30 protein-coding genes and 1 pseudogene are annotated in these 21,388 nt (G+C 57.6%); 12 read left to right on the top strand and 19 right to left on the bottom strand.

The window, feature by feature from the left end; all coding sequences use genetic code 11:
• Positions 1 to 21 precede the first annotated feature (21 nt).
• Together trhA and AC2FNU_RS11095 are read right to left on the bottom strand one after the other, a co-directional pair.
• Complete coding sequence (trhA, locus tag AC2FNU_RS11100) at positions 22 to 666, bottom strand: PAQR family membrane homeostasis protein TrhA (protein WP_496788108.1); 645 nt, start codon at positions 664 to 666, stop codon at positions 22 to 24.
• Between the two features lie 75 nt (positions 667 to 741).
• On the bottom strand, positions 742 to 1,227 hold the full coding sequence (locus AC2FNU_RS11095) for an RNA pyrophosphohydrolase (protein ID WP_496788107.1): 486 nt from the start codon (positions 1,225 to 1,227) through the stop codon (positions 742 to 744).
• Between the two features lie 137 nt (positions 1,228 to 1,364).
• On the opposite strand from AC2FNU_RS11095, the gene AC2FNU_RS11090 reads away from it, so the two are divergent.
• Positions 1,365 to 3,392, top strand: coding sequence for an FAD-dependent oxidoreductase (locus AC2FNU_RS11090; protein WP_496788106.1), 2,028 nt, complete (start codon positions 1,365 to 1,367; stop codon positions 3,390 to 3,392).
• Between the two features lie 6 nt (positions 3,393 to 3,398).
• Here the strand turns inward: AC2FNU_RS11090 and AC2FNU_RS11085 are convergent, their stop codons facing one another.
• The gene (locus tag AC2FNU_RS11085) at positions 3,399 to 4,007 is read right to left on the bottom strand and encodes a LysE family translocator (protein WP_496788105.1); all 609 of its coding nucleotides are present in this window, start codon (positions 4,005 to 4,007) and stop codon (positions 3,399 to 3,401) included.
• Between the two features lie 67 nt (positions 4,008 to 4,074).
• Positions 4,075 to 4,515 carry a DUF4399 domain-containing protein gene (locus tag AC2FNU_RS11080; RefSeq protein WP_171184345.1) on the bottom strand — a complete coding sequence of 147 codons (441 nt, stop codon included), beginning with the start codon at positions 4,513 to 4,515 and terminating at the stop codon, positions 4,075 to 4,077.
• Positions 4,516 to 4,742: 227 nt separating this feature from the next.
• Here AC2FNU_RS11080 and AC2FNU_RS11075 point away from each other — a divergent pair, with 227 nt between their 5' ends.
• Complete coding sequence (locus AC2FNU_RS11075; RefSeq protein WP_480800430.1) at positions 4,743 to 5,648, top strand: LysR family transcriptional regulator; 906 nt, start codon at positions 4,743 to 4,745, stop codon at positions 5,646 to 5,648.
• Between the two features lie 77 nt (positions 5,649 to 5,725).
• Here the strand turns inward: AC2FNU_RS11075 and AC2FNU_RS11070 are convergent, their stop codons facing one another.
• The 4 genes from AC2FNU_RS11070 to AC2FNU_RS11055 are packed head-to-tail and all read right to left on the bottom strand — an operon-like array spanning position 5,726 to position 8,642.
• Entirely contained in the window at positions 5,726 to 6,628 is a 903-nt protein-coding gene (locus tag AC2FNU_RS11070; protein ID WP_496788104.1) for an OmpA family protein, read from the bottom strand.
• A complete protein-coding gene (locus AC2FNU_RS11065) occupies positions 6,625 to 7,182 on the bottom strand; it encodes a peroxidase-related enzyme (protein WP_496788121.1) in 558 nt (185 codons plus the stop codon). Before AC2FNU_RS11065 ends, AC2FNU_RS11070 begins: the two co-directional genes overlap by 4 nt.
• A gap of 30 nt (positions 7,183 to 7,212) precedes the next feature.
• Positions 7,213 to 7,923 carry a GNAT family N-acetyltransferase gene (locus AC2FNU_RS11060; protein WP_496788103.1) on the bottom strand — a complete coding sequence of 237 codons (711 nt, stop codon included), beginning with the start codon at positions 7,921 to 7,923 and terminating at the stop codon, positions 7,213 to 7,215.
• Entirely contained in the window at positions 7,920 to 8,642 is a 723-nt protein-coding gene (locus AC2FNU_RS11055) for a competence/damage-inducible protein A (protein WP_496788102.1), read from the bottom strand. Before AC2FNU_RS11055 ends, AC2FNU_RS11060 begins: the two co-directional genes overlap by 4 nt.
• A gap of 50 nt (positions 8,643 to 8,692) precedes the next feature.
• On the opposite strand from AC2FNU_RS11055, the gene sfsA reads away from it, so the two are divergent.
• The 4 genes from sfsA (at position 8,693) to map (ending at position 11,306) form a co-directional block, all read left to right on the top strand.
• Positions 8,693 to 9,460 (top strand): DNA/RNA nuclease SfsA, encoded by a 768-nt coding sequence (gene sfsA, locus AC2FNU_RS11050; protein WP_496788101.1) that lies wholly within the window; start codon positions 8,693 to 8,695, stop codon positions 9,458 to 9,460.
• Between the two features lie 96 nt (positions 9,461 to 9,556).
• On the top strand, positions 9,557 to 9,931 hold the full coding sequence (locus AC2FNU_RS11045) for a hypothetical protein (RefSeq protein ID WP_496788100.1): 375 nt from the start codon (positions 9,557 to 9,559) through the stop codon (positions 9,929 to 9,931).
• Positions 9,932 to 9,977: 46 nt separating this feature from the next.
• Positions 9,978 to 10,328, top strand: a complete 351-nt coding sequence (locus tag AC2FNU_RS11040) for a hypothetical protein (RefSeq protein ID WP_496788099.1) — start codon at positions 9,978 to 9,980, stop codon at positions 10,326 to 10,328.
• Positions 10,329 to 10,493: 165 nt separating this feature from the next.
• On the top strand, positions 10,494 to 11,306 hold the full coding sequence (gene map / locus AC2FNU_RS11035; RefSeq protein WP_496788098.1) for a type I methionyl aminopeptidase: 813 nt from the start codon (positions 10,494 to 10,496) through the stop codon (positions 11,304 to 11,306).
• On the opposite strand, the gene AC2FNU_RS11030 is transcribed toward map, so the two are convergent.
• The 4 genes from AC2FNU_RS11030 to AC2FNU_RS11015 are packed head-to-tail and all read right to left on the bottom strand — an operon-like array spanning position 11,294 to position 13,895.
• A complete protein-coding gene (locus AC2FNU_RS11030) occupies positions 11,294 to 11,473 on the bottom strand; it encodes a hypothetical protein (RefSeq protein WP_496788097.1) in 180 nt (59 codons plus the stop codon). The genes map and AC2FNU_RS11030 overlap by 13 nt on opposite strands.
• A gap of 19 nt (positions 11,474 to 11,492) precedes the next feature.
• Positions 11,493 to 12,134: an HAD family hydrolase gene (locus AC2FNU_RS11025; protein WP_496788096.1), complete on the bottom strand. Its 642-nt coding sequence runs from the start codon at positions 12,132 to 12,134 to the stop codon at positions 11,493 to 11,495.
• A complete protein-coding gene (gene rsmD / locus AC2FNU_RS11020; RefSeq protein WP_496788095.1) occupies positions 12,127 to 12,687 on the bottom strand; it encodes a 16S rRNA (guanine(966)-N(2))-methyltransferase RsmD in 561 nt (186 codons plus the stop codon). The genes AC2FNU_RS11025 and rsmD overlap by 8 nt, the downstream gene beginning before the upstream one ends.
• A complete protein-coding gene (locus tag AC2FNU_RS11015; RefSeq protein ID WP_496788094.1) occupies positions 12,684 to 13,895 on the bottom strand; it encodes an NAD(P)/FAD-dependent oxidoreductase in 1,212 nt (403 codons plus the stop codon). The genes rsmD and AC2FNU_RS11015 overlap by 4 nt, the downstream gene beginning before the upstream one ends.
• 99 nt (positions 13,896 to 13,994) lie before the next feature.
• Here AC2FNU_RS11015 and AC2FNU_RS11010 point away from each other — a divergent pair, with 99 nt between their 5' ends.
• The 4 genes from AC2FNU_RS11010 to AC2FNU_RS10995 all read left to right on the top strand — a co-directional run bounded on the left by AC2FNU_RS11010 (position 13,995) and on the right by AC2FNU_RS10995 (position 15,518).
• Positions 13,995 to 14,480 carry a peroxiredoxin gene (locus AC2FNU_RS11010; protein WP_496788093.1) on the top strand — a complete coding sequence of 162 codons (486 nt, stop codon included), beginning with the start codon at positions 13,995 to 13,997 and terminating at the stop codon, positions 14,478 to 14,480.
• A gap of 101 nt (positions 14,481 to 14,581) precedes the next feature.
• On the top strand, positions 14,582 to 14,827 hold the full coding sequence (locus AC2FNU_RS11005) for a YMGG-like glycine zipper-containing protein (RefSeq protein WP_496788092.1): 246 nt from the start codon (positions 14,582 to 14,584) through the stop codon (positions 14,825 to 14,827).
• Between the two features lie 11 nt (positions 14,828 to 14,838).
• Positions 14,839 to 15,186, top strand: a complete 348-nt coding sequence (locus AC2FNU_RS11000) for an EF-hand domain-containing protein (RefSeq protein WP_496788091.1) — start codon at positions 14,839 to 14,841, stop codon at positions 15,184 to 15,186.
• Between the two features lie 23 nt (positions 15,187 to 15,209).
• Complete coding sequence (locus AC2FNU_RS10995) at positions 15,210 to 15,518, top strand: hypothetical protein (protein ID WP_496788090.1); 309 nt, start codon at positions 15,210 to 15,212, stop codon at positions 15,516 to 15,518.
• On the opposite strand, the gene AC2FNU_RS10990 is transcribed toward AC2FNU_RS10995, so the two are convergent.
• The 4 genes from AC2FNU_RS10990 to AC2FNU_RS10975 are packed head-to-tail and all read right to left on the bottom strand — an operon-like array spanning position 15,515 to position 18,260.
• Complete coding sequence (locus tag AC2FNU_RS10990; protein WP_171093186.1) at positions 15,515 to 15,808, bottom strand: 4a-hydroxytetrahydrobiopterin dehydratase; 294 nt, start codon at positions 15,806 to 15,808, stop codon at positions 15,515 to 15,517. The genes AC2FNU_RS10995 and AC2FNU_RS10990 overlap by 4 nt on opposite strands.
• Positions 15,805 to 16,992 (bottom strand): GNAT family N-acetyltransferase, encoded by a 1,188-nt coding sequence (locus tag AC2FNU_RS10985; protein ID WP_496788089.1) that lies wholly within the window; start codon positions 16,990 to 16,992, stop codon positions 15,805 to 15,807. The genes AC2FNU_RS10990 and AC2FNU_RS10985 overlap by 4 nt, the downstream gene beginning before the upstream one ends.
• 45 nt (positions 16,993 to 17,037) lie before the next feature.
• Complete coding sequence (locus AC2FNU_RS10980; protein ID WP_496788088.1) at positions 17,038 to 17,808, bottom strand: glycerophosphodiester phosphodiesterase family protein; 771 nt, start codon at positions 17,806 to 17,808, stop codon at positions 17,038 to 17,040.
• Positions 17,805 to 18,260: a RidA family protein gene (locus AC2FNU_RS10975; RefSeq protein ID WP_496788087.1), complete on the bottom strand. Its 456-nt coding sequence runs from the start codon at positions 18,258 to 18,260 to the stop codon at positions 17,805 to 17,807. The genes AC2FNU_RS10980 and AC2FNU_RS10975 overlap by 4 nt, the downstream gene beginning before the upstream one ends.
• A gap of 335 nt (positions 18,261 to 18,595) precedes the next feature.
• On the opposite strand from AC2FNU_RS10975, the gene AC2FNU_RS10970 reads away from it, so the two are divergent.
• Positions 18,596 to 19,366, top strand: a complete 771-nt coding sequence (locus AC2FNU_RS10970) for an MlaA family lipoprotein (RefSeq protein WP_496788086.1) — start codon at positions 18,596 to 18,598, stop codon at positions 19,364 to 19,366.
• Positions 19,356 to 19,955: an MlaC/ttg2D family ABC transporter substrate-binding protein gene (locus AC2FNU_RS10965; protein WP_496788085.1), complete on the top strand. Its 600-nt coding sequence runs from the start codon at positions 19,356 to 19,358 to the stop codon at positions 19,953 to 19,955. Before AC2FNU_RS10970 ends, AC2FNU_RS10965 begins: the two co-directional genes overlap by 11 nt.
• 89 nt (positions 19,956 to 20,044) lie before the next feature.
• On the opposite strand, the gene fliP is transcribed toward AC2FNU_RS10965, so the two are convergent.
• The 3 genes and pseudogenes from fliP to AC2FNU_RS10950 all read right to left on the bottom strand — a co-directional run.
• On the bottom strand, positions 20,045 to 20,773 hold the full coding sequence (fliP, locus tag AC2FNU_RS10960; RefSeq protein ID WP_496788084.1) for a flagellar type III secretion system pore protein FliP: 729 nt from the start codon (positions 20,771 to 20,773) through the stop codon (positions 20,045 to 20,047).
• The gene (locus tag AC2FNU_RS10955) at positions 20,773 to 21,051 is read right to left on the bottom strand and encodes a FliM/FliN family flagellar motor switch protein (protein WP_496788083.1); all 279 of its coding nucleotides are present in this window, start codon (positions 21,049 to 21,051) and stop codon (positions 20,773 to 20,775) included. The genes fliP and AC2FNU_RS10955 overlap by 1 nt, the downstream gene beginning before the upstream one ends.
• Positions 21,044 to 21,388 (bottom strand): annotated as a pseudogene (locus tag AC2FNU_RS10950) (ABC transporter ATP-binding protein); the annotation flags it as partial. The pseudogene AC2FNU_RS10950 and the gene AC2FNU_RS10955, both read right to left, overlap by 8 nt.

Raw genomic sequence — 21,388 nt, 5'->3', positions numbered from 1 at the left:
CAACGCCCCGACCCTGCCGTTTTATTTAGAAAACAGCGCCAGCCAGATTCCGACGAACATCAGAACCCCGCCCAGATTCACCCAGACGTGCCATATCGCGTAACGAAACGGCAGTGTTTTTTGGGCGTAAAACATCGTTCCAACAACATAGCTGGCTGCGCCGCCCGCAATGCACCAAAGGGTAGCTGTCGGAACGGTGGTCATGTCGGGGATCGCGCCCAAACCGATGCCGCCCAGACCGAGGTATGACGCCGTCGACCATCGTGATTTGACCGTCTCATTCGCAATCTTGTTCCAGACAGCTGCGATGGTCAGACCCCAGCATACCCAAAGCAAGGTCATGGTCCATGTCGTGCCCGCCTGAACGAAGAATGGCGTGAAGGTCCCGCAGATACTGGGATAAATCGCGGCGTGGTCGATGCGGCGCAACAGCTTGCGACGATCATGCCAAGGCGCGAAATGATAGGCGCAGGACGCAAGGTTCGAGGCAAGTGCACTGAGAACATAAACGATGACCGCAAGAAGCAGCGCAACATCCAGACGGTGATAGGCGTTCACGATCAGCAGGCTGCCAGCCGTCAGGATCAGGGACAGCCCGATCCCATGGACAACCATGTCAGCGGTGCGGTGCGCGCGTACTGGGCTGGGATAGGTTGTTTGAATCATGAAGAGCCTGCGAGGAACGGCTCCGCGCTAAAGGTGCGCTTGGAAAATGTCCAACCTTCCCATGCGTCAATTCTTTCAACGCAAGTAGCTGTCAAAAGCCTTGAGCACTTGTTCGTATACGTCCCGTTTGAACAGTACGATCTCGTCGATCAACCGATCAGGCGCCTGCCATTTCCATTGTGAAAACTCGGGGTGTTCGGTTTCGATGTTGATCTGATCATCCGATCCGACAAAGCGCAGCAGGAACCATTTCTGCTCTTGCCCGCGATAGCGGCCTTTCCAGATCTTGGGCACGATGTCGTGCGGCAGATCGTAAGGCAGCCAACCGTCGGTTTCGGCCACAACGTCGACCAGGTCCGAGGTCAACCCGGTTTCTTCCCACAACTCGCGCAGGGCCGCATCGCGCGGGTCTTCGCCCTTGTCCACACCGCCCTGCGGCATCTGCCATGCGTCCTTGTGGCGGTCATTGCGCTGACCCACAAAAATCTTACCGTCCGCGTTTATCAGCATGAGCCCCACGCAAGGACGATAGGGCAGCTTGGCGATGTCTTCGGGGGTCATAGGGGGCCTCATCGGGTTGTTCCGCCAACCTCTAGCAACCACAGGGGCAACAGCAAAGAGGGTGACGTGGGGTTTCGCGTGACAAAGTTGACGCGAAGGTCAATCTAACACCCATATTCGGGAGGGAGAGTTTCGCCATGACTGCGTACCCAAACATGTTGGCCCCGCTGGATCTGGGCTTTACCACCTTGAAGAACCGCGTGCTGATGGGCTCGATGCATACGGGGCTTGAGGAAACCGGTGACTGGAACCGGGTGGCTGAATTCTATGCTGTTCGGGCGCGCGGTGGCGTGGCGCTGATGGTGACGGGCGGTATTGGTCCGAATCTTGAGGGCTCGGTTCTTCCCGGCGCGTCGATGATGACGAACGACAAAGAGGTGGCGAACCATTCCATCGTGACCCAACGGGTGCACGACGCAGGCGGCAAGATCGCGATGCAGATCCTGCACGCAGGTCGCTATGCCTATGGTCCGAAATGCGTGGCCCCCAGCCCGGTGAAATCCCCTATCTCACCCTTTCCGCCAAATGAACTGGATGAAGAAGGCATCGAAAAACAGATCAGCGACATCGTGAACGCCGCCGTTCTGGCCCAACAAGCAGGCTATGACGGGGTCGAGATCATGGGGTCGGAAGGGTATTTCCTGAACCAGTTTCTTGTGACCCATACCAACAAGCGCACAGACCGCTGGGGCGGATCCTACGAGAACAGGATGCGCTTGCCAATTGAGGTCGTGCGCCGCACGCGCGAGGCCGTTGGCCGCGACTTCATCATCATCTACCGCCTGTCGATGATTGATCTGGTGCCCAATGGATCAACGCATGAAGAGGTGGTGCAACTGGCGCAAGAGGTGGAAAAGGCCGGTGCCACAATCATCAACACCGGCATTGGCTGGCACGAGGCGCGGATTCCGACCATCGCCACCAGCGTGCCGCGGGCAGCTTTCGCCTGGGTGACGCAAAAGCTGATGGGTAAGGTGTCGATTCCTGTGATCACCTCAAACCGGATCAACACCCCTGAGGTCGCCGAAGAGGTTTTGGCCACCGGCTGTGCGGATATGGTGTCGATGGCCCGCCCGATGCTGGCAGACGCCGATTTCGTCAACAAAGCCGTTGCGGGGCAATCTGCGCAAATCGCACCCTGCATTGCGTGCAACCAGGCCTGCCTGGATCATACATTCAGCGGCAAGCTGACCTCGTGCCTGGTCAATCCCCGCGCCTGTCATGAGACCGAACTGGTCATTGAGCCTGCCTCGACGCAGAAAAACGTTGCCATTGTCGGTGCAGGCCCCGCCGGTCTGTCCACGGCCATGACTGCCGCCCAGCGTGGCCACAACGTCACTTTGTTTGACCGCGCGCCCGAGATTGGCGGGCAGTTGAACATGGCCAAACAGGTTCCGGGCAAGGAAGAGTTTTGGGGGCTGGTCGACTGGTATCGCACCATGATGGCCGATCTGGGCGTAAAGGTGGAGTTGAACCGTGAGGTCAGCGCTGACGACCTGGCCGGCTTTGACGAGGTGATCATCGCAACCGGCGTCACCCCGCGCGATCCACAGATTCCGGGGCAGGATCGGGAAAATGTCCTCAGTTATATCGACGTGCTGCGTGGCAAGGCCGAAGTCGGCGAATCTGTTGCCGTGATCGGCGCAGGCGGCATCGGCTTTGACGTCTCCGAATTTCTTTTGGAGGATGGGCACAGCGCAACCACCGACTTGCCGCTTTGGATGAAGGAATGGGGCGTGACAGACCCGGCCGAGCACCGCTCGGGCCTTGCGCCAGAAGGGCCACAACCCAGCGCGCCTGCGCGTCAGGTCACTTTGCTACAGCGCAAGAAACAGGCTCACGGCAAGGGATTGGGAAAAACCACCGGCTGGATTCACCGTGCTGCACTGAAGATGAAAAACGTCAATTTCGTAGGCGGCGTGAACTATGAGCGCATCGATGATGACGGCCTGCATGTCAGTTTTGGCGAAGACCGTGCTGACCCGACCGTGATCCCGGCGGATACGATCGTGCTGTGCGTCGGGCAGGTTTCAGACCGATCACTGGCAGACGCGCTGATCGAACGCGGTGTTACCCCGCACGTAATCGGCGGCGCTGATGTGGCGGCTGAACTGGACGCAAAACGAGCGATCAATCAGGGAACGCGGCTGGCGGCCGAACTTTAAGCTCGGTCAGTCAGACAGCGCAAGCTTCACCCCCAGCGCGCCAAAAGCCGTTGCAAAACACCGTTTGATCCAGGCCATCACGGACGGGCGGTGAATGATGTAGTCCCGCGCCAAGGCAGCACAGGCCCCATAGGCGATAAAGACAACAAAAGTCATCGCCATGAAGGCCAGCGCCAGTTGCACCAAAGCCAAGCCTGCATGGGCTGTGTCGGCAGGTAGGAATTGCGGCAGGAACGCGAGAAAGAACAACGACAGCTTGGGGTTCAACACGTTGATCAGCGTGCCTGTTGTCGCAATTCTAAGGTAGCCTTTGGTCGATTTCTCGGCGCTGACCTCCATAGCTCCGCCCTCGCGGACAATGCCCCACGCCATATAGAACAGGTAGAGTACGCCAAGGTATTTGAGCACCTGAAAGGCCAGTGCGCTTGTGTGCAGCAAAGCGGCCAGGCCAATAATGCTGGCAACAGCGGCGGGCACGATTCCAAGCGTGCAGCCAGCCGCCGCCGCAATGCTGGCGCGAAACCCACGGCCAAGCCCAATCGCCAGCGTGTAGATGACGCCCGTGCCCGGCAACAGCACGACGATCAAAGATGTAAGAAGAAACTCAAGTGACATAGAACCCTCCGACCAATGGCCGGAGAGTTCCTTACATCGACACGAAAGTAAACAGGCCCGCGGTCGCTTATTCGACGGTAATCGTAATCACCTCGGACACAATCGGCGGGTTGTGCGGCACGTGACCCGCGTCGCCCAACACCAGTTGCAGCGTGTGCTGGCCTGCGGGCAGGTCCAGCGTCACCTCGGTCTGGCCGCCGCCAAAATGCATATGGTTGTCATCGGCGGGTAGACCATAGGCCAGTTCGTCCGCACCATCCTCGCCCTCACCAATCGGGGGGCGGTTGAGCAACAGGTGGTGGTGGCCGGTGTTTTCCTTTTCGGTCCCGGCCGGGGCGACGCCCATTCCGCTGAGGCCGAAGACAACTGTAACCGGTGATTGCACTGTGTCACCGTCTGAAAGGTTAACGAAATAAACCTTCGCATCGGGGTTCGAAGGCGTTTCACCCCCGGCGTGAGCAAAGCCCGCAAAAAGGCAAAAGGCAGCGATGGTGAAAACGGTCTTCATGGTCTCCTCCCTGGTCACAAAAATGCCATCCTCAAGGTAACACATTAGGTCGTTGCGCCAAAAAACACAGCCAGACAGGGGCTCCAGCAGGTTTGGAAACCACTGTTTCTGCGTTTCCCATACGCAAACGATCCGATTCAAATCCCTGATATTATCCCATGTCTGCCGCGTTTCCGCCCAGATTCAGCGCCATAGTCGGGTAGGAAATCAAGATCTGGGGAACGAGTATGGACCGACTGACCGAAATGGAAGCCTTCGCCAATGTGGTGGACCAAGGTGGCTTCACCGATGCGGCCAAGAAGATGGGCATCTCCAAGTCTGCCGTGTCCAAACATGTCTCGAGCCTCGAAGCGCGTCTGGGGGCCCGGTTGCTGAACCGCACCACCCGCCGGGTGTCGCCGACGGAAATCGGCCTTGCCTATTATGACCGCGCGCGGCGCGTTCTGAATGACGCGGGCGAAGCAGATTCGCTGGTCACATCTATGCAATCGGCCCCATCTGGCCTGTTGCGCATCAGCGTAGCCACGGATTTCGGCGTGAATCACCTGTCTCCCGTTCTGTCCGAGTTCCTGGCCGCCTACCCCGACATCACTGTGAACATGGTGTTGAACAATCGCTATGTCGAACTGATTTCCGAAGGATTTGACGTCGCCGTCCGTATTGGCGAGTTGGAAGACAGCACGCTGCGCGCACGCAAACTGACCGAAACCGTGAAACGCATGGTCGTTGCACCCAGCTATATTGAACGCTTCGGACGCCCGCAGAAGATCGATGATCTGAATGAACACAAGCTGCTGCACTATTCCAGCCAGTCTTCGGGCAATGTCTGGAAGCTGACCGCGCCATCGGGTGAAAAACGTCAGGTGCGCACGGCAGGATGGTTGAGCGTGAATGACGGGCAATCGCTGCTGAACGCCGCCATCTCGGGGCTGGGGATCGCGTATCTGCCAAGTTATCTTTACGCCGAAGCGCTGAAATCAGGACAGGTGGTCGACGCCATGCCTTCCTTACCGGATGAGGTTCAGGGCATCTATGCCGTCTACCCGCCCGGCCGCTTCACACAACCCAAAGTTCGAGCCTTTATCGACTTCCTCGTCGAGTCCTACCACGACAAAGGCCCGATGGACTGGTAATTCTCCCTGAAGACCAACCTCTGACCCGCATGTCAAAGTGCGGGTCTTTTTTTGCCTTAAGGCTCGGTGGTATAGGATCAGTTGACCAGCAACACCGCTTCGACCCGGCGATTCAGGTCGCGCCCTTCGGGCGTTGCGTTGGACGTGATCGGAGCCAGATAACCCACGCCTTGCGCCTCGATCCGCTCGGGGGCCACACCATGGGCCTCAATCAATCGGGTGCGCACGGCCTCGGCCCGGCTTTTACTGACAGAGATATTGGCCTGCAGCGCGCCCGTGTCGTCGGTATGCCCCACTAATGCAAGTCGCGTGTCAGGGTTGTCGGACAGGTAACGGGCCAGCAGAGTCAGTGAGTCAAACGGCCCTTCACCCAAAGCCACCTCACCCGTTGGGAAATGCAGGTCATCCAGAATCACATGCCCCGCGCTTGCCAACGCCTCAAGCAGTCCACCAGTGCCTTCAACGGCTTGTTCGATCACAACCGGATCGGGATCAGGGGCATCCTGTGGCTTCACGCGGATCAACTGAACGTAGCCATCCGGCGGATTGCGACTGACCAACAAGCTAAGCGCGACGGATCCCTTGGTCGCTGAAAGGAAACGGTAATCCTGAATGGCGACATACATATCAGGTGTCGGCACAACTTCTGTCCCGAAACGGAAATCGAAGCCGCCGCAGGTTTGCGCCTCACATTCAAACAGGATCTTGTAGCCTTGCGCCTCGATCTGGTCACGCAGCGGCGCCAGTAATTGCAAAGTCGTGCTGGAGCCTGCCTGAAGCCGCCAAGTAAACCGCTCAACCCGCCCTTCGACAGTGTCCGAAGGCACTGCACCGTTCGCAAAGTGCCCTGTCGGCAGCTCATAACTGTCCAAGGGCGAGGTCCGGTCACTAATCTGGCGCGCACTGGTGGGCAGGGTCAGATCCTGCGCCAGAACCGGCCCGGTCAGTAGCATTGAAAGAAGGACAGAGGCGCGGATCATCGAAACTGAGCGTGGTATTCTGCGTTGGGCACCATTGCGGTTGCACTGGCCACCCGGTTGGACATGTTGAAGAAACCGGCCACATTCGCAATGTCCCAGATGTCGCGGTCGGTGAACCCAGCATCGCGCAGCTTCTGGCGGTCAGGTTCTTCGATCTCAGCGCTTGCGGTGGTCATCTTGGCGGCAAAATCCAGCATCGCACGTTGACGCGGCTCCAGCGGCGCGATCCGATAGTTCATCACCAGCATTTCGCCCAGCTGCGGATCACCCGAGAGCTGCCGCACCGCCGCGCCATGCGCGACCAGACAGTAAAAGCACTTGTTGATCGATGAGACGACCACCGCAATCATCTCACGTTCAAGCTTGGACAATCCGCTATCGGCCAGCATCAGGTCATTGTACATCGCTGTGAAAGCATTCAGCTTGTCGATGTCGAATGCGTTGGCCTTCAACACGTTCGGCACCATACCCAGTTTTTCGACACAGATATCAAAGTACTTCTGCGTTTCCGGCGGCAGCGGATCGACCATGGGCAGGTTCAGCGCGGTGGGCATGTCTTTCTGTGTCACGGCAGCCTCTTCAGTTCACTCGAGCAGACGGTAATGGTATTCGCCCGCAAGCTCCATCCCGAGCGCGCGATAAAGACCGTTGGCCGCATTGTTGGCCTTGGTGCAGATCACACTGAGGGTCTGCGCGCCGTTATCCCGCGCCCAGATTGCCGCCGCGCGCATGGCCCAGTGGCCCAGACCTTGGCGGCGATGATCGGGCAGAATTTCAAGCGCGTGGATCATCGCAACATCCCCATGAATTGCGACAAATGCCACCCCGCTGGGTTTATCATTGTGGCGCAGCAACAGGCTGGTTTTGGGGCCTTTCGCGCGCGCCATTACCGCCAAACGTTCTGCGCCAATCCCGGCCGAAGCCCAGATTTCGCGCATGATTTCAAGCGGCTCCCATACCGAAAAAACCATGACCGGAGGGATAGACTGATCTGTCAGCAGATCGACCGGACAGACATAAATATTGACCGGATCCAGAACGCTGTACCCCCGACGGGCCAGCTGCGCGTCCAGCGCCTCGTCGCCGGGGCGCAGGCAGAAAATGCGTTTCTGCCCCATGGCCAACATATCCGCTTCGGCGGCGTCAATATCCGCTTCGGCGACAGGGCCACAAGCATTGGCGGCAGAGACACGCGACCCGCCGCCCTGCCCTTCGCGCAACCGGAACGGACCACATGCTCGATAGCTTGCAGCGGGCCACGTGCCGTCGACTATGTCCGCCCAGTTCAGGCTCAAAGCTCCAACTCTTTCGCCAGGCGGGTCATGGCCGCATCAATCTGCCCACCGTCAGTGCCACGTATCACAACGTTAGCCCCGAAGACCCCGTTGATCTGGAAGGGATAGCAGCCAATGGACAGCTGGCTGAAATCCTCGGCCAATTCAGACAAAGTTGCGGCAATATCGCCCTCGCCCCGATCCACGCGCAGAGTTTGCGACAACAAGGGACTGCCCCCGGTCAACGTTGGCAGAACACTGGCCACCATAGCCTGAAAAACTGAAGGCACACCCGCCATCACATGCACGTTCGCGAGGGTAAAACCCGGTGCGGTCGAAACTGGGTTGTCGATAAGCACCGCACCATCCGGGATGCGGGCCATGCGCAGGCGAGCGGCGTTCAGCTCCAACCCGGATTTGTCGTAATGCGCCTGCAGCAGCGCCCGCGCGTCATCCCGGACATCTATCGGCGTGTTGAACGCCCGTGCGATGCAATCGGCGGTAATATCGTCATGGGTCGGTCCGATGCCGCCGCTGGTAAAGACGGTGTCATAGGCATCAGACAGCGCCTTGACCGCCGCCTCAATAGCTGGGGCATCATCGCTGACAATGCGCACCTCTTTAAGGTCGACGCCGTGTTTGGTCAGCTCCTGCGCCAGAAAATGCATGTTGGCATCACGGGTGCGGCCCGACAGGATTTCATCCCCGATCACCAGCATCGCTGCGGTTGGATTGGCCATGGCGCTCTCCCCTCTTGATCGTTCTCAGGGGCAGGTATAGGCCCTGAACCATGCGTTTTGAAACCCCTCTTGTCCCCGCTCGCCTGATCCGTCGCTACAAACGCTTTCTGGCCGATTGTGTGCTGGAAGACGGGCAAGAGGTTACGGCCCATTGCGCCAATCCGGGATCGATGATGGGGCTGGCCGAACCGGGCGGGAAAATCTGGCTGGAACCCAACGACGATCCCAAGAAAAAGCTGAAATACGGCTGGCGTCTGGTGGATCACGAGAACGGGCATTTCACTGGCGTTGACACCTCAGTTCCAAATCGCGCCTTGCGGGCGGCGCTTGAAGCTGGCGAGATCGCAGAACTGGCCGCCTATGACACCGTCCGGCCCGAGGTGAAATACGGCGAGAACAGCCGCATCGATTTTCTGCTGACCGGGCCGGGCCTGCCCGACGCCTATGTCGAGGTCAAAAGCGTTACCCTATCCCGCCAGCCCGGTCTGGCCGAGTTCCCTGATAGCGTCACCGCGCGCGGCACCAAGCATCTGGGCGAGCTGGCAGCCATGGCCGCGCAAGGGCATCGGGCGATCATGTTGTACCTGGTCCAGCGCACCGATTGCGACCGATTTGCGCTGGCGGCTGATATTGACCCGGCCTATGCGGCGGCGTTTGACGCAGCGCAGGCGCAGGGGGTGGAACGGTTGGTGTATGGGACACGGGTTTCGCCAGAGGGAATCGCAGTCTTACCCAAAACCGTTCTAGAGGCCATGCAGCAGCACCCGCCAGAAACACGAAAGCCTCGCATCTCGGGTCAAACCTCAAGCTCACTATAAATATTCTTAAAATACTATTTGTTGATTCATATCAATGTCAATTGGCACATAAAAAGCCTTGTTATTTAGCACGACAATTTCGGGGGGAGATTTGTCATGCGATACAAAACCATTGTTACAACCGTTCTGTGCGCCGCACTTCTGTACACGGCCTCTTGCTCGGGCATGAGTTACGCGATGAAGACATATGGCGACGTCGACCCAATAAACTTCGAAGCCTATGGCAGAAGCTGGCGCGTCTTCGACAAGCCTGAAAGCGGCTTGATTATGCTGACGCCCAGCCTGGGAGATGCCGCCTTGGCCGGTGCAGCCGAAGGGGCAACATTCGGCTTGGCTGGCAGTATGGACCCCACGCAGTTGGTCTTTCAATCGGCGGCGACAGAATACCTGAAGTCAACCGGCAGAACATGTGACATCCGTTCTGCCCGACTGGTCATCGACCCTCAGTGGGAGTTCACCTATACCTGCTGAGCCTTCGCGAAACTGTCGCCTAATGTCAGAAATCACGGAGTTCAGCATGCCAAATATTCTAGTCACATTTGCCGTCATTCTCGCCGTCACAGCGTGTGCGGAACAACCAAGTTCGATCGCACCGGTTCCAATCGGGGATGTCTATAGCGACATATCCTGCGCGAAGGCACGACAACTCTACCAACAAGAGGTCGCCAGAGTACCCGCCTTGATTTCCGCCCAGAAACAAGCCGTTGCCGGTGATGCTGTCGGCGTGTTGTTGATCGGAGTTCCTGTATCCAGTTTATCGGGGGATGATCTGGAGGGCGAAATAGCTGCGACCAAGGGCAAATTAATTGCACTGTCCGCTCGTTTGGAAGTTTGCGGCACTCCGCCCCCCAAAATAGCGTGGGATTGAACCTGTCGCAGCTTAGGGTCGTAGTGCCGGCATGAGAGAGCGGCTGTTGAAAGTCATGAGCCGTCGAACTACTTCGCTGAGTGAGTGTGGCCCTGCGCCCTCTGGTACTTTCTGCACAAGCAGCGTAAAAGGAATGCTGCGCGAAACATTTGGAGCTTAGCGTCGATGAAAGAGCATCGTGGCCGCCTGACCAAAGACGGCATCCGCATCTATGAACAAAGCGACTTTGCCGGGATGCACGCGGCAGGGGCTTTGGCGGCGCGGATTCTGGATGATATTGCCGAACATGTTTTTCCCGGCCAGACGACCGGCGCAATCGACGGGCTGATCACGCAGATGGTTGAAGACGCGGGCGCAACTTCGGCCACGATTGGCTACAAGGGCTATCAGCACGCCAGCTGTATCAGCGTCAATCATGTGGTCTGCCATGGCATTCCCGGTGACAAAAAGCTGAAAGACGGCGACATCCTGAACATCGACGTGACTGTTATCGTTGACGGCTGGTTCGGCGACACCTCGCGCATGTATGTGGCAGGTAAACTGCCGCGCAAGGCGGAACGGCTGATCCAAGTGACCCATGACGCGCTGTTCAAGGGCATCGAGATGGTCAAGCCCGGCAACACTTTCGGTGATATCGGCCACGCCATTCAGGCCTATGTAGAAGCGCACCGGATGAGTGTTGTACGCGATTTTTGTGGCCACGGTCTGGGTCGCGTGTTCCACGCGCCACCCAACGTGCTGCACTATGGCCGTCCGGGAACTGGCGCGGTTCTGGAAGAGGGTATGTTCTTTACCATTGAACCGATGGTCAATCTGGGTCGCCCCGAAACCAAAACGCTGGCTGATGACTGGACTGCCGTGACCCGCGACAAGTCACTGTCGGCACAGTTCGAGCATTCGGTGGGTGTCACAGCGGATGGGGTCGATATCTTTACGCTCTCACCAGGTGGCAAATTTCACCCGACCTATTCCTCCTGATCGGCGGCCTGTTCGCGCATCACTTTCAGCAGCATCGTTTCTGCCCCCCATGGCGTCACCGCGTCATGAATGAAAACCGGCGCGCGCATCGGTTTGCGCTCGGGGCCAGTTGTGGCCTCGGCGTCACGGGAAAACGTCCAGCTGAAGGGTGTCAGAGCGCGGTCCATGACCGCACGTTAGCACAATTCAGGCTCTGAGTCCCAAAAGCCCGTGTGCCTGCGCCATATCCGTGATCACTTCGGCACCCAGATCAGCCAACTTGTTGCCGCCCCCATGCGGTGCATAAGCCAAACAGCGCATATCTGCCCGCATGGCCGCTGTGACACCGTTCTGGCTATCTTCAATAACCACAGGCGCATTTGCTTCGAAATGCTGAGCGGCCAGCTTGAACATCTTAGGGTCCGGTTTGCCAGTTCCCAGAACATGGGCCGAGAACATGACGTCCTTGAACCGGTCCCAAAGCCCGTTCTGACCCAGGGTGATCTTCATCTTGTCCGGACTGCCGTTTGACGCAACGCAATACGGGATGCCGTTTTGATCCAGTGCTACCAAAAGCTCCGAGATTCCGGGCACCAAAGGGACACCCGCACGCAAGCGATCATAGGTTTCGGCATAAACCTGATCGATCCAGTCCTCGGGCAGATCAGCGCCCATGGCGCGCGCCTTGTCGCGCACTCCGACCATCGTTCCGCCGACAAACAGCGACATGCATTCCGCAAGCGTCAAACGCAGGCCATAACCTGCCAGATTACCCATCAGCACCTGGTTCGAGATCACTTCACTGTCGACCAGAACACCATCGCAATCGAAAATCACCAGATCATGCATCCGTTTCGACTTTCCACATCAAAGAGATATGCGTGTCGCCATATTTCCGGCTTTCGTGCAGCTTGAACCCTGCGGGCGCCTGCATCGGGGTATTTTCTTCCCAAACCAGGAGTGCATCCTCGGCGAGCCAACCGTTTGCCAAAGCGGTAACAGCTTTCTGGCCCATGGCCTTTCCGTAAGGGGGATCAAGAAAGACCAGATCATAAGGTGAACCGGGATTGTCACCCAACCGGGTTGCATCACGGCGGATCAGATCGGTGCGCGCGGCGCTGCGTGTCAAATCGATATTCTTGCGTATCAGCGCCTGCGCTGCTCGTCCGTCATCAACAAATGTGACATGCGCCGCACCACGCGACAGCGCTTCAAGCCCCAGCGCCCCGGTTCCTGCAAACAGATCCAGCACGCGCAGGCCGTCAAAGTCGATCTGATGGGTCAGGACGTTGAACAGGCTTTCGCGTACGCGGTCGGTGGTTGGGCGCAGATGTGCGCCCGTATCCCCTTTGCCGACCGAGGCCAAAGCGCGGCCCCGGAACTCTCCTGCAATGATCCTCACGCCTTGAGCAGCGGCTTCAGGTCCGCGTCCGGATCAGCCACGATCGCTGGATCGGCTGTCTTACCTGCGTCGATCAGGCGTTTGCCGACCATATAGGCGCGGGGGTCGTTCATTGCGTCCACCGCGATCAACTGATCGCCGTTGTAATACCAGAAGGACACGGTTTGCCCTTCGCCCTTGCGGGTCACGACGCGGTCATATCCGGTGTTCAGACCAGCAATCTGCAATTTGACATCATACTGGTCCGACCAGAACCACGGGGTCGCCACGTAATCCCGGGCCGCGCCCAGCATGTTCTGCGCGACGATCTCGGCCTGATCGATGGCGTTGGGCACACTCTCCAGCCTGATCCGGCCTTCGCCGTGCGGGAACGAGGCACAATCGCCTGCCGCCCAGATTGACGGATCCGAAGTACGGCCATGGGCGTCGGTCTTGATACCATTGTCCAGCTCCAGCCCCGCCATCTCGGCCAATTGGGTTGCGGGCGCGATACCGACACCAACCACAACGAAATCAACCTCAAGTTCGGTGCCGTCGGTCAGAAGGGCGCCTGTGACCTTGCCGTTTTCGCCAATCAGCCGGTCCAGCCCAACGCCTTCGCGAATGTCAGCGCCATAGTCACTGTGCAATGCGCGGAAATAGTCGCTGGTCTCGGGTGCTGCGACCCGTTGCAAAATGCGGTCGGCCATCTCGACCAGAGTGACCTTGACGCCGCGCTTGGCACAGACGGCTGCGGCCTCAAGCCCGATATAGCCACCGCCCACGATCAGAGCACGGGCACCTTCGGTCACTTTGGGCTCCATATCGTCAATATGCGCCAGATCACGCACCACATGCACACCTTCCAGGTTGCCACCAATAGCCGCGGGCAGACGACGCGGATCGGACCCGGTGGTCAGTGCCAGTTCGTCGTAGGAAATGTCCTCATCCCCCAACGTCACAGTCTTGGCTTGCGGATCGATGCCCGTGACGCGCTGACCCAGACGCAGGGTGATGTTGTTCTCGGCATAGAAACTCTCGGGTCGCAGGAACAGGCGCTCCAGCTCCATCTCGCCCAGCAGGTATGCCTTGGACAAAGGCGGGCGCTGATAGGGCAAATGCGGCTCGGCTCCGACAAGGGTGATGTCCCCTTCGAACCCATCCTTGCGCAAACGCGCCACCAAAGATGCCCCCGCCTGACCGGCACCGATCACGACAATATGGTTCATGTTTCGCCCACCCTGCAGTTTTCCCGTGGTCTCTGTGTTTGGACCACCTATATTGCGGCTAAGTCCAATTCTGCAAATCCAAACGACAGGAGCTGAAAAATGATTTCAACAGGAGACACCCTTCCCGAAGCGACATTGACCCAGATGGGCGCGGACGGGCCGGAGGAGGTTCGGATTTCAGAAAAAACCAAAGGCCGCAAAGTCGTGATCTTTGCCGTTCCGGGTGCATTTACGCCGACATGCCATTCCGCACATGTGCCCAGCTTCATGCGCACAAAGGATCAGTTCGACGCCAAAGGCGTGGATGAAATCATCTGCATTTCAGTCAACGACCCGTTTGTTATGAAAGCCTGGGGCGAAGCGACCGGCGCGTCCGAGGCCGGATTGACCATGCTGGCCGATGCAACATCGGAATTCACCAAGGCCATTGGCATGGATTTTGACGCCCCGCCTGTCGGTCTGATTGCACGATCCAAGCGCTATGCCATGTTGGTTGAGGATGGCAAAGTCACAGCTTTGAATTTGGAAGAAAATCCAGGCGCTTGTGAGATTTCTGCCGGTGAGGGCCTGTTGGAGGTCATCTAAACGACATCGGCCCCGGGCAGCCGGGGCCTTTACACCCCAAATTAACTTGAAGACCTGCTCCATTGCGCAAATACTTGGTCTACGCATATGTGGAGTTCTTTATGAAACTTAAGACATTTTCCCTCATTCTGACCGGCGCGGCCCTGATCTCAGCCTGCGGACCGGCCCCAACACCACAACAACAAGCCGCACGTCAGCACGAGATCGCGTGCCTTGGTGGCACCTTGGGTGGCGCGTTGATCGGTGGCGCAATCGGCAACCAGTTTGGCGGTGGGTCGGGCAAGACGATCCTGACCGCGGCAGGTGCTGCTGCTGGCGGTTTTGAAGGCCAAAGATTTGCGTGCTGAGAGGGATGGACATGACACGAGCAATTTTCATAGCCGCAACCATTGTTCTGGCATCTGCAGCGACAGCGGAAACCGTTGCCGAACTGCATGAAAAAGAACTGAACGCCATTGATGCAAACAATGACGGGTTCTTGTCCAAGGATGAGTTCAACGCATTCTCGGACTATGCATTTCAGACGATGGATGAAGACAAGAATGGCACCCTGGGGCTGGAAGAAGCCAAGCCGTTTTTGGACATCAAGCAGTTTCAGGATGTTGACCGCAACAAGGACAGCTTTATCTCAAGAGCGGAATATGATGCTCAGATGGATGAGGACTTCAGCACGGCGGATCAGGATGGCAACGGCCAACTGGATTAAGCCTGTCACGACAGGAGCTGGGAATGAACAAATGGATTGGTTTGAGTGTATTGGCTCTGGTCGCAGCTTGTGATGTTCCGCAGGCTCCGGTTGTGACGGGGCCGGACGGGCAGGCTCGTATTCAAATCAATCTATCCGGACTGACCTGCTATCAGAACCGATGTCTCGACATTAACCCCGCCGCGCGCAGCGTGCGTCAAATTGGAAACAAGACAACGGGTATCCCCAGATCCATTGACATCAGCGACGGGACTGTGACACCTGCCGAGTTCCGACAGATGGGTACTGCCGCGTCTCTGGCCGGTGGCCAGGGCTCAGGCAACGATCGCTAACAAAGACTATCCATCTTGCGTGCCAGCTTGGCATCCAATGAGGACAGTCCGCCCACGTCATGAGTGGATAGAACAACTTCTACCGTGCGGTACACGTTGGACCATTCCGGGTGGTGGTTCCATTTCTCAGACCAAATCGCCACTTGGGTCATCCACCCAAAGGCAGAAACGAAATTGTCGAAAATGAACGTTTTGGTGATTGCATCTCGGCCTTCGACCATCGTCCAGCCGTTCTTGAACAGCGGATCCAGCAGCGGGCCACGGGTTTCGGTCGACAAGAGTTCGGTCATTGCTGTTCCTCCGGGTTCGTTTTCCTGAACGGGCCGTAGTCCGTCAGAATCTCGATCTCTTCTCCCACTGCGCGGCCTTCGGCGTCCAGATATTTTTTGACGGCATCAGCAAAACCCGGATCGCCAACCCAATGCAAGCTATGCGTGCGCGTTGGCAAATAACCTCGCGCCAGTTTGTGTTCACCCTGAGCGCCCGCCTCAACCCGGGCCAGACCGTGGGCAATGGCAAAATCAATCGCCCTATAATAGCACAACTCGAAATGCAGACAGGCGTGATGCTCAACGCAGCCCCAATACCGGCCAAAAAGCGTTTCTCGGCCTATGAAGTTCAGCGCCCCGGCTATGGCATAACCGTTCCGTTCCGCCAGCACCAAGGCCATGTCATCTGCCATGGTTTCCTGCGCGATATCAAAGAACTGCCGTGTCAGGTACGGTGAACCCCACTTTCGGGCCCCGGTGTCTTGGTAGAATCGCCAGAACGCATCCCAATGTTCGGGCCTCAGCTCATCTCCGGTCAGCGTGCGGATATCGCCCCCAAAGCGGTTGGCTTGGGCCCTTTCCTTGCGGATATTTTTGCGTTTGCGCGACGACAAGACCGAAAGGAAACCATCGAAATCAATGTAGTCGTCGTTGAGCCAGTGAAATTGCTGTGAGCTGCGCAGCATCAGGCCCATCTGTTCCCCGGCCACCGCTTCGTCATCGGTACAAAAGGTCGCGTGCACTGATGAGACCTGATTGTCAGCCGCCAGTTGCACCGCGCCTTGCACAAGGGCCGACATGCCGATCCTCTCGTAACCCGGGCGCACCAGGAAACGTCGTCCAGTGGCCGGGGTGAACGGCACAGCGATCTGAAGCTTGGGGTAATAGCGCCCGCCAGCGCTTTCATAGGCATGGGCCCAACTGTGATCGAAGATGTATTCGCCCTGACTGTGCGATTTTGCATACATCGGGGCCGCAGCAATCAGCAATCCGTCGAGATAAGCCGTCAGGTATTGCGGCTGCCAGCCTGTGCCGCGCCCGACCGACCCGCTTTTTTCCAACGCCAGCAGAAACCGATGGGTTGTGAAGGGATCAAGAGGCCGCCCGCCATCGGCGACCTCGGGGCAGGCGCAGGCATCCCACTCTGCCGCAGAAATCTGCGACAGGGCGCCCAATACCTGAATTTCGATCTGAGCCTGATCCATTTGTCCTCCGCGCCTGTCCTTTATCTGTGACAGCTCAGAGCAGGTTCAAGCCGAATGCGTCGCCAGATACCCTTCAAAGGTCACATTGTCGGCAACCTGTCGGGCCTCTGCCTCTTGTTCAGGCGACCGGATTGTCCAGCACAGGATCGGTACGCCCCGTGCCTTCAACTCGGCCACACGAGGGCGGGACAGATCAGCCGCTTCGTGGCTAATAAAACTGGCACCAGAACGTTCGAAATCCGGTATTTCGCGCAGGTGTTCGCGGACGGCCTGAGACAACGGCCAGTCGTCTGCCTCAAAAGCACATGTTACAATCCCGCAAGGCAAATGCGGCGCCAGACGCGCCAGTTCAGCGGTCGAGTTCGGGTTGAAAGACATCAGCGCCAGCGGACCTTCGTAGCCTGACAGAATGCGCACGGCCTCTTGCTCCAACGGACCGATGCCGGTGCCCATGGCCCCGTCCTGATCTTTGAACTCGACGAGCAACGGCACCTGACCTGCGACAAGATCCAGCACTTCTTTCAGTGACGGGATACCTTCACTGTCGGAATACAGCAACGAAACCGCTGAGGCCTCGGCCCCGGTGATCTGCTGAATCGCACCGGTCTGCCCCGTCAGGCGCTTCAGATCATAGTCGTGAAAAACCATCACCTGACCATCCGCAGTCAACTGCAGGTCGATCTCGATCCCATATCCGGCGTCAATTGCGGCCTGAATGGCGGCGCGGCTGTTTTCCGGGCGGTTGTCGGAAATGTCATGCAACGCCCGATGCGCAATCGGGCGTTGAAGAAACTCTGACGGCAATGTGGGTGTCATTGGACTTCGAAAATCCCTTCGATCTCGACCGCGACGCCCAACGGCAGTGACGCTGCGCTGACGGCAGAACGCGAATGGCGACCGGCATCGCCCAGCGCTTCGACAAGGAAATCGGATGCGCCGTTGATCACCTGCGGCTGCTGGGTGAAATCCGCCGTCGAGTTTACGAAACCAGTCAGTTTGATCACGCGCACCAGCTTTTCGATGTCGCCGCCACAAGCTGCTTTGACCTGCGCCAACAGATTGATCGCGCAAACCCGTGCCGCTGCCGCCCCGGCTTCGACATCCATGTCGTCTCCCAGTTTACCGGTAATCAGCTCATCGGTTTTAGAAATCTGGCCCGACACATAAACGATGTTGCCCATGCGTACGAACGGCACATAGTTGGCAGCGGGTGCAGGCGCGTCATCCAGTGTCACACCCAGGGTTTCCAGTTTTGCGGCGATGCTCATTGAGAGGGTCCTTCCCTAAATTCGACTCTGCCGGACGCTAACCGGGAAGCTTGGTTTGGGAAAGGCGGAAACCGGCAATTTCCTGTTTGCCTGCGATCTGAGCGTTTCTTTACTTATTCCGGGCTGTTGATCCTAGGTCACTTTACCCGCCCCCAACAGACAGGTTACACGCTAGGTGTTTCATTTAAGACCCGAAACGACTAGTGACAGAACTTGTGCCACCCCAGCACGTGGATTTTGATTGAACGTCCGGCGGACCATGTGTCGGGCCATTTTGGGAGAAGCAAACCGTGCTCAGCAGATTGCGCCTGAAACACCTTTTTGTCCTGTCTTGCATGGCCACTCTGTCTGCTTGCGCTACGACCCCGCCCGAGGGGGCCTCGCGTAGCGACGTTTTTGATCCGTATGAAAACAACAACCGGGCAATCCACAAATTTAACCTTGGCGTGGACCGGTTTTTGTTCCGCCCTGCCTCGAAAGGCTATGTAAAGATCGTTCCTGACCCGATGGTGACCAGTTTCAGCACCTTCGCCGAGAACATCTCGCTGCCGGGGCAGGCCGTGGATTACCTGTTGCAGGGCAATCCAAAGCAGATGGGCAACGCGTTGCTGCGATTCGTGGTCAATATGACCGTGGGCGGGTTTGGCCTGTCCGCACCCGCCGACGAATTGAACCTGCCGCCGGTCGACACCGATTTTGGCGAAACCCTGCATGTCTGGGGCGTGGGTGAAGGCGCTTATGTTGAATTGCCATTCTATGGCCCTTCAACCCAACGAGACGCCATCGGGGTCGTGATCAACCTGTTCTCGAACCCGATCAACTTTACCCCGGTGAGGCCGGCCGATAACCTTGGCGTATACGCCGAAATCGTACGTCGCATGGGAGATCGTGGTCGATTCTCGGATACGGTCGATTCAATTCTTTACGAAAGTGCAGACAGTTACGCGCAGGCACGCTTGATCTATCTGCAAAACCGCAGATTTGAACTGGCAAGAGACGACGAAGACGCCTATCTGGATTTGTATTCTGACCCCTATGCCGAAACCGGGACGGACCCGGTCAGGGACCCCTTTTTAGACCCCTACGAGGACCCCTATGCCGAATAACGAGTTGAACCGCCGTCACTTCATCGCCTCGGGCCTCGCACTGGCCCTGTTGCCGATGCCAGCCTTTGCGCAGACCGAAGCCGCAGCAAAAGCGTTGGTCAACAGCGTGGTTGCTGACATCAATCGGGTGATCGATTCCGGCAAGTCTGAAAAGGCAATGTTGCGCGACTTCGAAAAGATTTTTGTCCAATATGGCGATGTTCCCATCATGGCGCGTTACGCGCTGGGTGCTGATGCCCGTACAGCCAGCCCAGCCCAACTGAAAAAGTTCACCCAAGCCTTCCAGGGCTATATCTCACGCAAATATGGCCGCCGGTTCCGAGAGTTTATTGGTGGCGAAGTTGATGTGCGCAATGCCCGGAAAATCAAGGCCGGGTACGAAGTTCGGACGCTGGTCAAACTACGCGGGTCGGCCCCATTTGACGTGACCTTCCTGGTGTCCGACAAGTCGGGCCGGGACAAGTTCTATAATATGTTCATCGAGGGCGTGAACCTTCTGCTGACCGAACGTACCGAAATCGGCGCTATGTTGGATGCCCGGAAAGGCAATCTGGATCAACTGATCAGAGATCTGAACAAAACAGGCTGACCCTGCAGCCGGGCGCGGCAACGCGCCAGCTCGAAGATTTTGCCAGAGCATACGAAAGGGTCAGGTTCTTCTGACCCTTTTTTTCGATTTCAGGGCGCATAGCTGCGTACCAAAGCGCCTGCAATCAAGGCCCAGCCGTCAGCGATGACAAAGAACGCCAGTTTGAATGGCAGGGACACGATTGCTGGAGGGACCATCATCATGCCCATCGACATCAACACCGCTGCCACAACAAGATCGATGATCAGAAACGGCAGGAAAATCAGAAAGCCAATCTGAAAAGCCCGTGCGATCTCGGACAGCATGAAAGACGGCATCAGGACAGAAAGCGGCGCTTGCGCTGACAGTTCCATCGCATCCCCACCGGGTCGGAGGGCTGCCATGGCGTAAAAAGTGTCCGCGTCCAAACGGGCTGCCATGAAAGTACGGAAGGGGTCCAGCGCCCGCTCCAGCGCGGCCTCGACCCCCATCGTTTCCTCCATCATCGGGCGAATGCCATTTTCCCAGGCTTCGGTAAACACAGGATCCATGATGAAATAGGTCAGAAACAGCGCCAGACTGACAATCAGCATATTGGGCGGCGATTGCTGCAAGCCAATTCCCTGCCGCAGGATCGACAAGACTGTAACCAGAAACGGAAAACAAGTGATCATAACTGCCAGGCCCGGCGCTATGCTCAACACCGTGATCAGAAGGATCAACTGGATGGTCCGGGCCGATATCGACCCGCCCTCGCCAAGGGACAAAGTCACATCCTGTGCTGCACCGAGCGATGGCGTCAGCACAATCGCCAGAGCCAGCCAGATCGCAAAACGCATCAACCTATTCCGTTTTGAAGGTCGGCAATCTCGGTCAGGCGCACAGCCAATTGTCCGGCCTGATCGCCCTCCATCTCTTCCAGCAAACCACGCGCAACCAGTTGATCCCCGACGTAAAGGTCGACCGGATCTTCGATCCGTTTGTCCAGCGTCAGAACCGCGTTCTCTCCCATGTTCAACAGATCCCGGATTAGCGGGCGGGCGCGGCCAACCGAAACTGTCACCTCGATCGGGACGGATTCAAACGGGTTTGGTTTTTCGGTTTGCGGGTCATTCATTGGACAAAGCCTTTCTTGCCTCAAAGACATAAGCGTCAAAAATCTGTGCAACGGTGGTCAGCAAGGCGCTGCAATCCACTTCGCGCCGGTTGGTTCCGACCTGCAAGCGCGCTTGCCCTGCCTCAAGCGAAGGATCTTCGATGACATGCGGTTCGCGCTGCGTTCCTGGCAGCAACAGCGCCTTAACATCTTCAACACATCCGTCGGGCACCATGATCTGCATCGGCTGCTCGATCTGCGACCTCGCCATCTCGGACAATTGTTCAACAAGACGTGCGGCCAGCCCTTGCTCGACCATCTGGGGCAAAACCTTTTGGACCAGACTTTCAAACATCGG

The organism is Ruegeria sp. BHSB064 (assembly GCF_059613205.1).
The sequence above is the reverse complement of the archived record's forward strand: the minus strand, read 5'-3'. Positions and strand labels throughout refer to the sequence as shown.

Excerpts from the sequence above, each read along its gene's own strand:
- AC2FNU_RS11005 (WP_496788092.1), top strand. The coding sequence starts at position 14,582 with ATGAAACTTAAGACATTTTCCCTCATTCTGACCGGCGCGGCCCTGATC.
- AC2FNU_RS11025 (WP_496788096.1), bottom strand. The coding sequence starts at position 12,134 with ATGCATGATCTGGTGATTTTCGATTGCGATGGTGTTCTGGTCGACAGT.
- AC2FNU_RS11000 (WP_496788091.1), top strand. The coding sequence starts at position 14,839 with ATGACACGAGCAATTTTCATAGCCGCAACCATTGTTCTGGCATCTGCA.
- sfsA (WP_496788101.1), top strand. The coding sequence starts at position 8,693 with ATGCGTTTTGAAACCCCTCTTGTCCCCGCTCGCCTGATCCGTCGCTAC.
- AC2FNU_RS10955 (WP_496788083.1), bottom strand. The coding sequence starts at position 21,051 with ATGAATGACCCGCAAACCGAAAAACCAAACCCGTTTGAATCCGTCCCG.
- AC2FNU_RS11045 (WP_496788100.1), top strand. The coding sequence starts at position 9,557 with ATGCGATACAAAACCATTGTTACAACCGTTCTGTGCGCCGCACTTCTG.
- AC2FNU_RS11015 (WP_496788094.1), bottom strand. The coding sequence starts at position 13,895 with ATGAACCATATTGTCGTGATCGGTGCCGGTCAGGCGGGGGCATCTTTG.
- AC2FNU_RS10965 (WP_496788085.1), top strand. The coding sequence starts at position 19,356 with ATGCCGAATAACGAGTTGAACCGCCGTCACTTCATCGCCTCGGGCCTC.
- AC2FNU_RS10980 (WP_496788088.1), bottom strand. The coding sequence starts at position 17,808 with ATGACACCCACATTGCCGTCAGAGTTTCTTCAACGCCCGATTGCGCAT.
- AC2FNU_RS10970 (WP_496788086.1), top strand. The coding sequence starts at position 18,596 with ATGGCCACTCTGTCTGCTTGCGCTACGACCCCGCCCGAGGGGGCCTCG.
- AC2FNU_RS11065 (WP_496788121.1), bottom strand. The coding sequence starts at position 7,182 with ATGCCCACCGCGCTGAACCTGCCCATGGTCGATCCGCTGCCGCCGGAA.
- AC2FNU_RS11075 (WP_480800430.1), top strand. The coding sequence starts at position 4,743 with ATGGACCGACTGACCGAAATGGAAGCCTTCGCCAATGTGGTGGACCAA.
- AC2FNU_RS11090 (WP_496788106.1), top strand. The coding sequence starts at position 1,365 with ATGACTGCGTACCCAAACATGTTGGCCCCGCTGGATCTGGGCTTTACC.
- AC2FNU_RS11055 (WP_496788102.1), bottom strand. The coding sequence starts at position 8,642 with ATGGCCAATCCAACCGCAGCGATGCTGGTGATCGGGGATGAAATCCTG.
- AC2FNU_RS11010 (WP_496788093.1), top strand. The coding sequence starts at position 13,995 with ATGATTTCAACAGGAGACACCCTTCCCGAAGCGACATTGACCCAGATG.
- AC2FNU_RS11040 (WP_496788099.1), top strand. The coding sequence starts at position 9,978 with ATGCCAAATATTCTAGTCACATTTGCCGTCATTCTCGCCGTCACAGCG.
- AC2FNU_RS11080 (WP_171184345.1), bottom strand. The coding sequence starts at position 4,515 with ATGAAGACCGTTTTCACCATCGCTGCCTTTTGCCTTTTTGCGGGCTTT.
- map (WP_496788098.1), top strand. The coding sequence starts at position 10,494 with ATGAAAGAGCATCGTGGCCGCCTGACCAAAGACGGCATCCGCATCTAT.
- AC2FNU_RS11070 (WP_496788104.1), bottom strand. The coding sequence starts at position 6,628 with ATGATCCGCGCCTCTGTCCTTCTTTCAATGCTACTGACCGGGCCGGTT.
- AC2FNU_RS10985 (WP_496788089.1), bottom strand. The coding sequence starts at position 16,992 with ATGGATCAGGCTCAGATCGAAATTCAGGTATTGGGCGCCCTGTCGCAG.
- fliP (WP_496788084.1), bottom strand. The coding sequence starts at position 20,773 with ATGCGTTTTGCGATCTGGCTGGCTCTGGCGATTGTGCTGACGCCATCG.
- AC2FNU_RS10975 (WP_496788087.1), bottom strand. The coding sequence starts at position 18,260 with ATGAGCATCGCCGCAAAACTGGAAACCCTGGGTGTGACACTGGATGAC.
- AC2FNU_RS11085 (WP_496788105.1), bottom strand. The coding sequence starts at position 4,007 with ATGTCACTTGAGTTTCTTCTTACATCTTTGATCGTCGTGCTGTTGCCG.
- AC2FNU_RS10990 (WP_171093186.1), bottom strand. The coding sequence starts at position 15,808 with ATGACCGAACTCTTGTCGACCGAAACCCGTGGCCCGCTGCTGGATCCG.
- trhA (WP_496788108.1), bottom strand. The coding sequence starts at position 666 with ATGATTCAAACAACCTATCCCAGCCCAGTACGCGCGCACCGCACCGCT.
- AC2FNU_RS10995 (WP_496788090.1), top strand. The coding sequence starts at position 15,210 with ATGAACAAATGGATTGGTTTGAGTGTATTGGCTCTGGTCGCAGCTTGT.
- AC2FNU_RS11030 (WP_496788097.1), bottom strand. The coding sequence starts at position 11,473 with ATGGACCGCGCTCTGACACCCTTCAGCTGGACGTTTTCCCGTGACGCC.
- AC2FNU_RS11095 (WP_496788107.1), bottom strand. The coding sequence starts at position 1,227 with ATGACCCCCGAAGACATCGCCAAGCTGCCCTATCGTCCTTGCGTGGGG.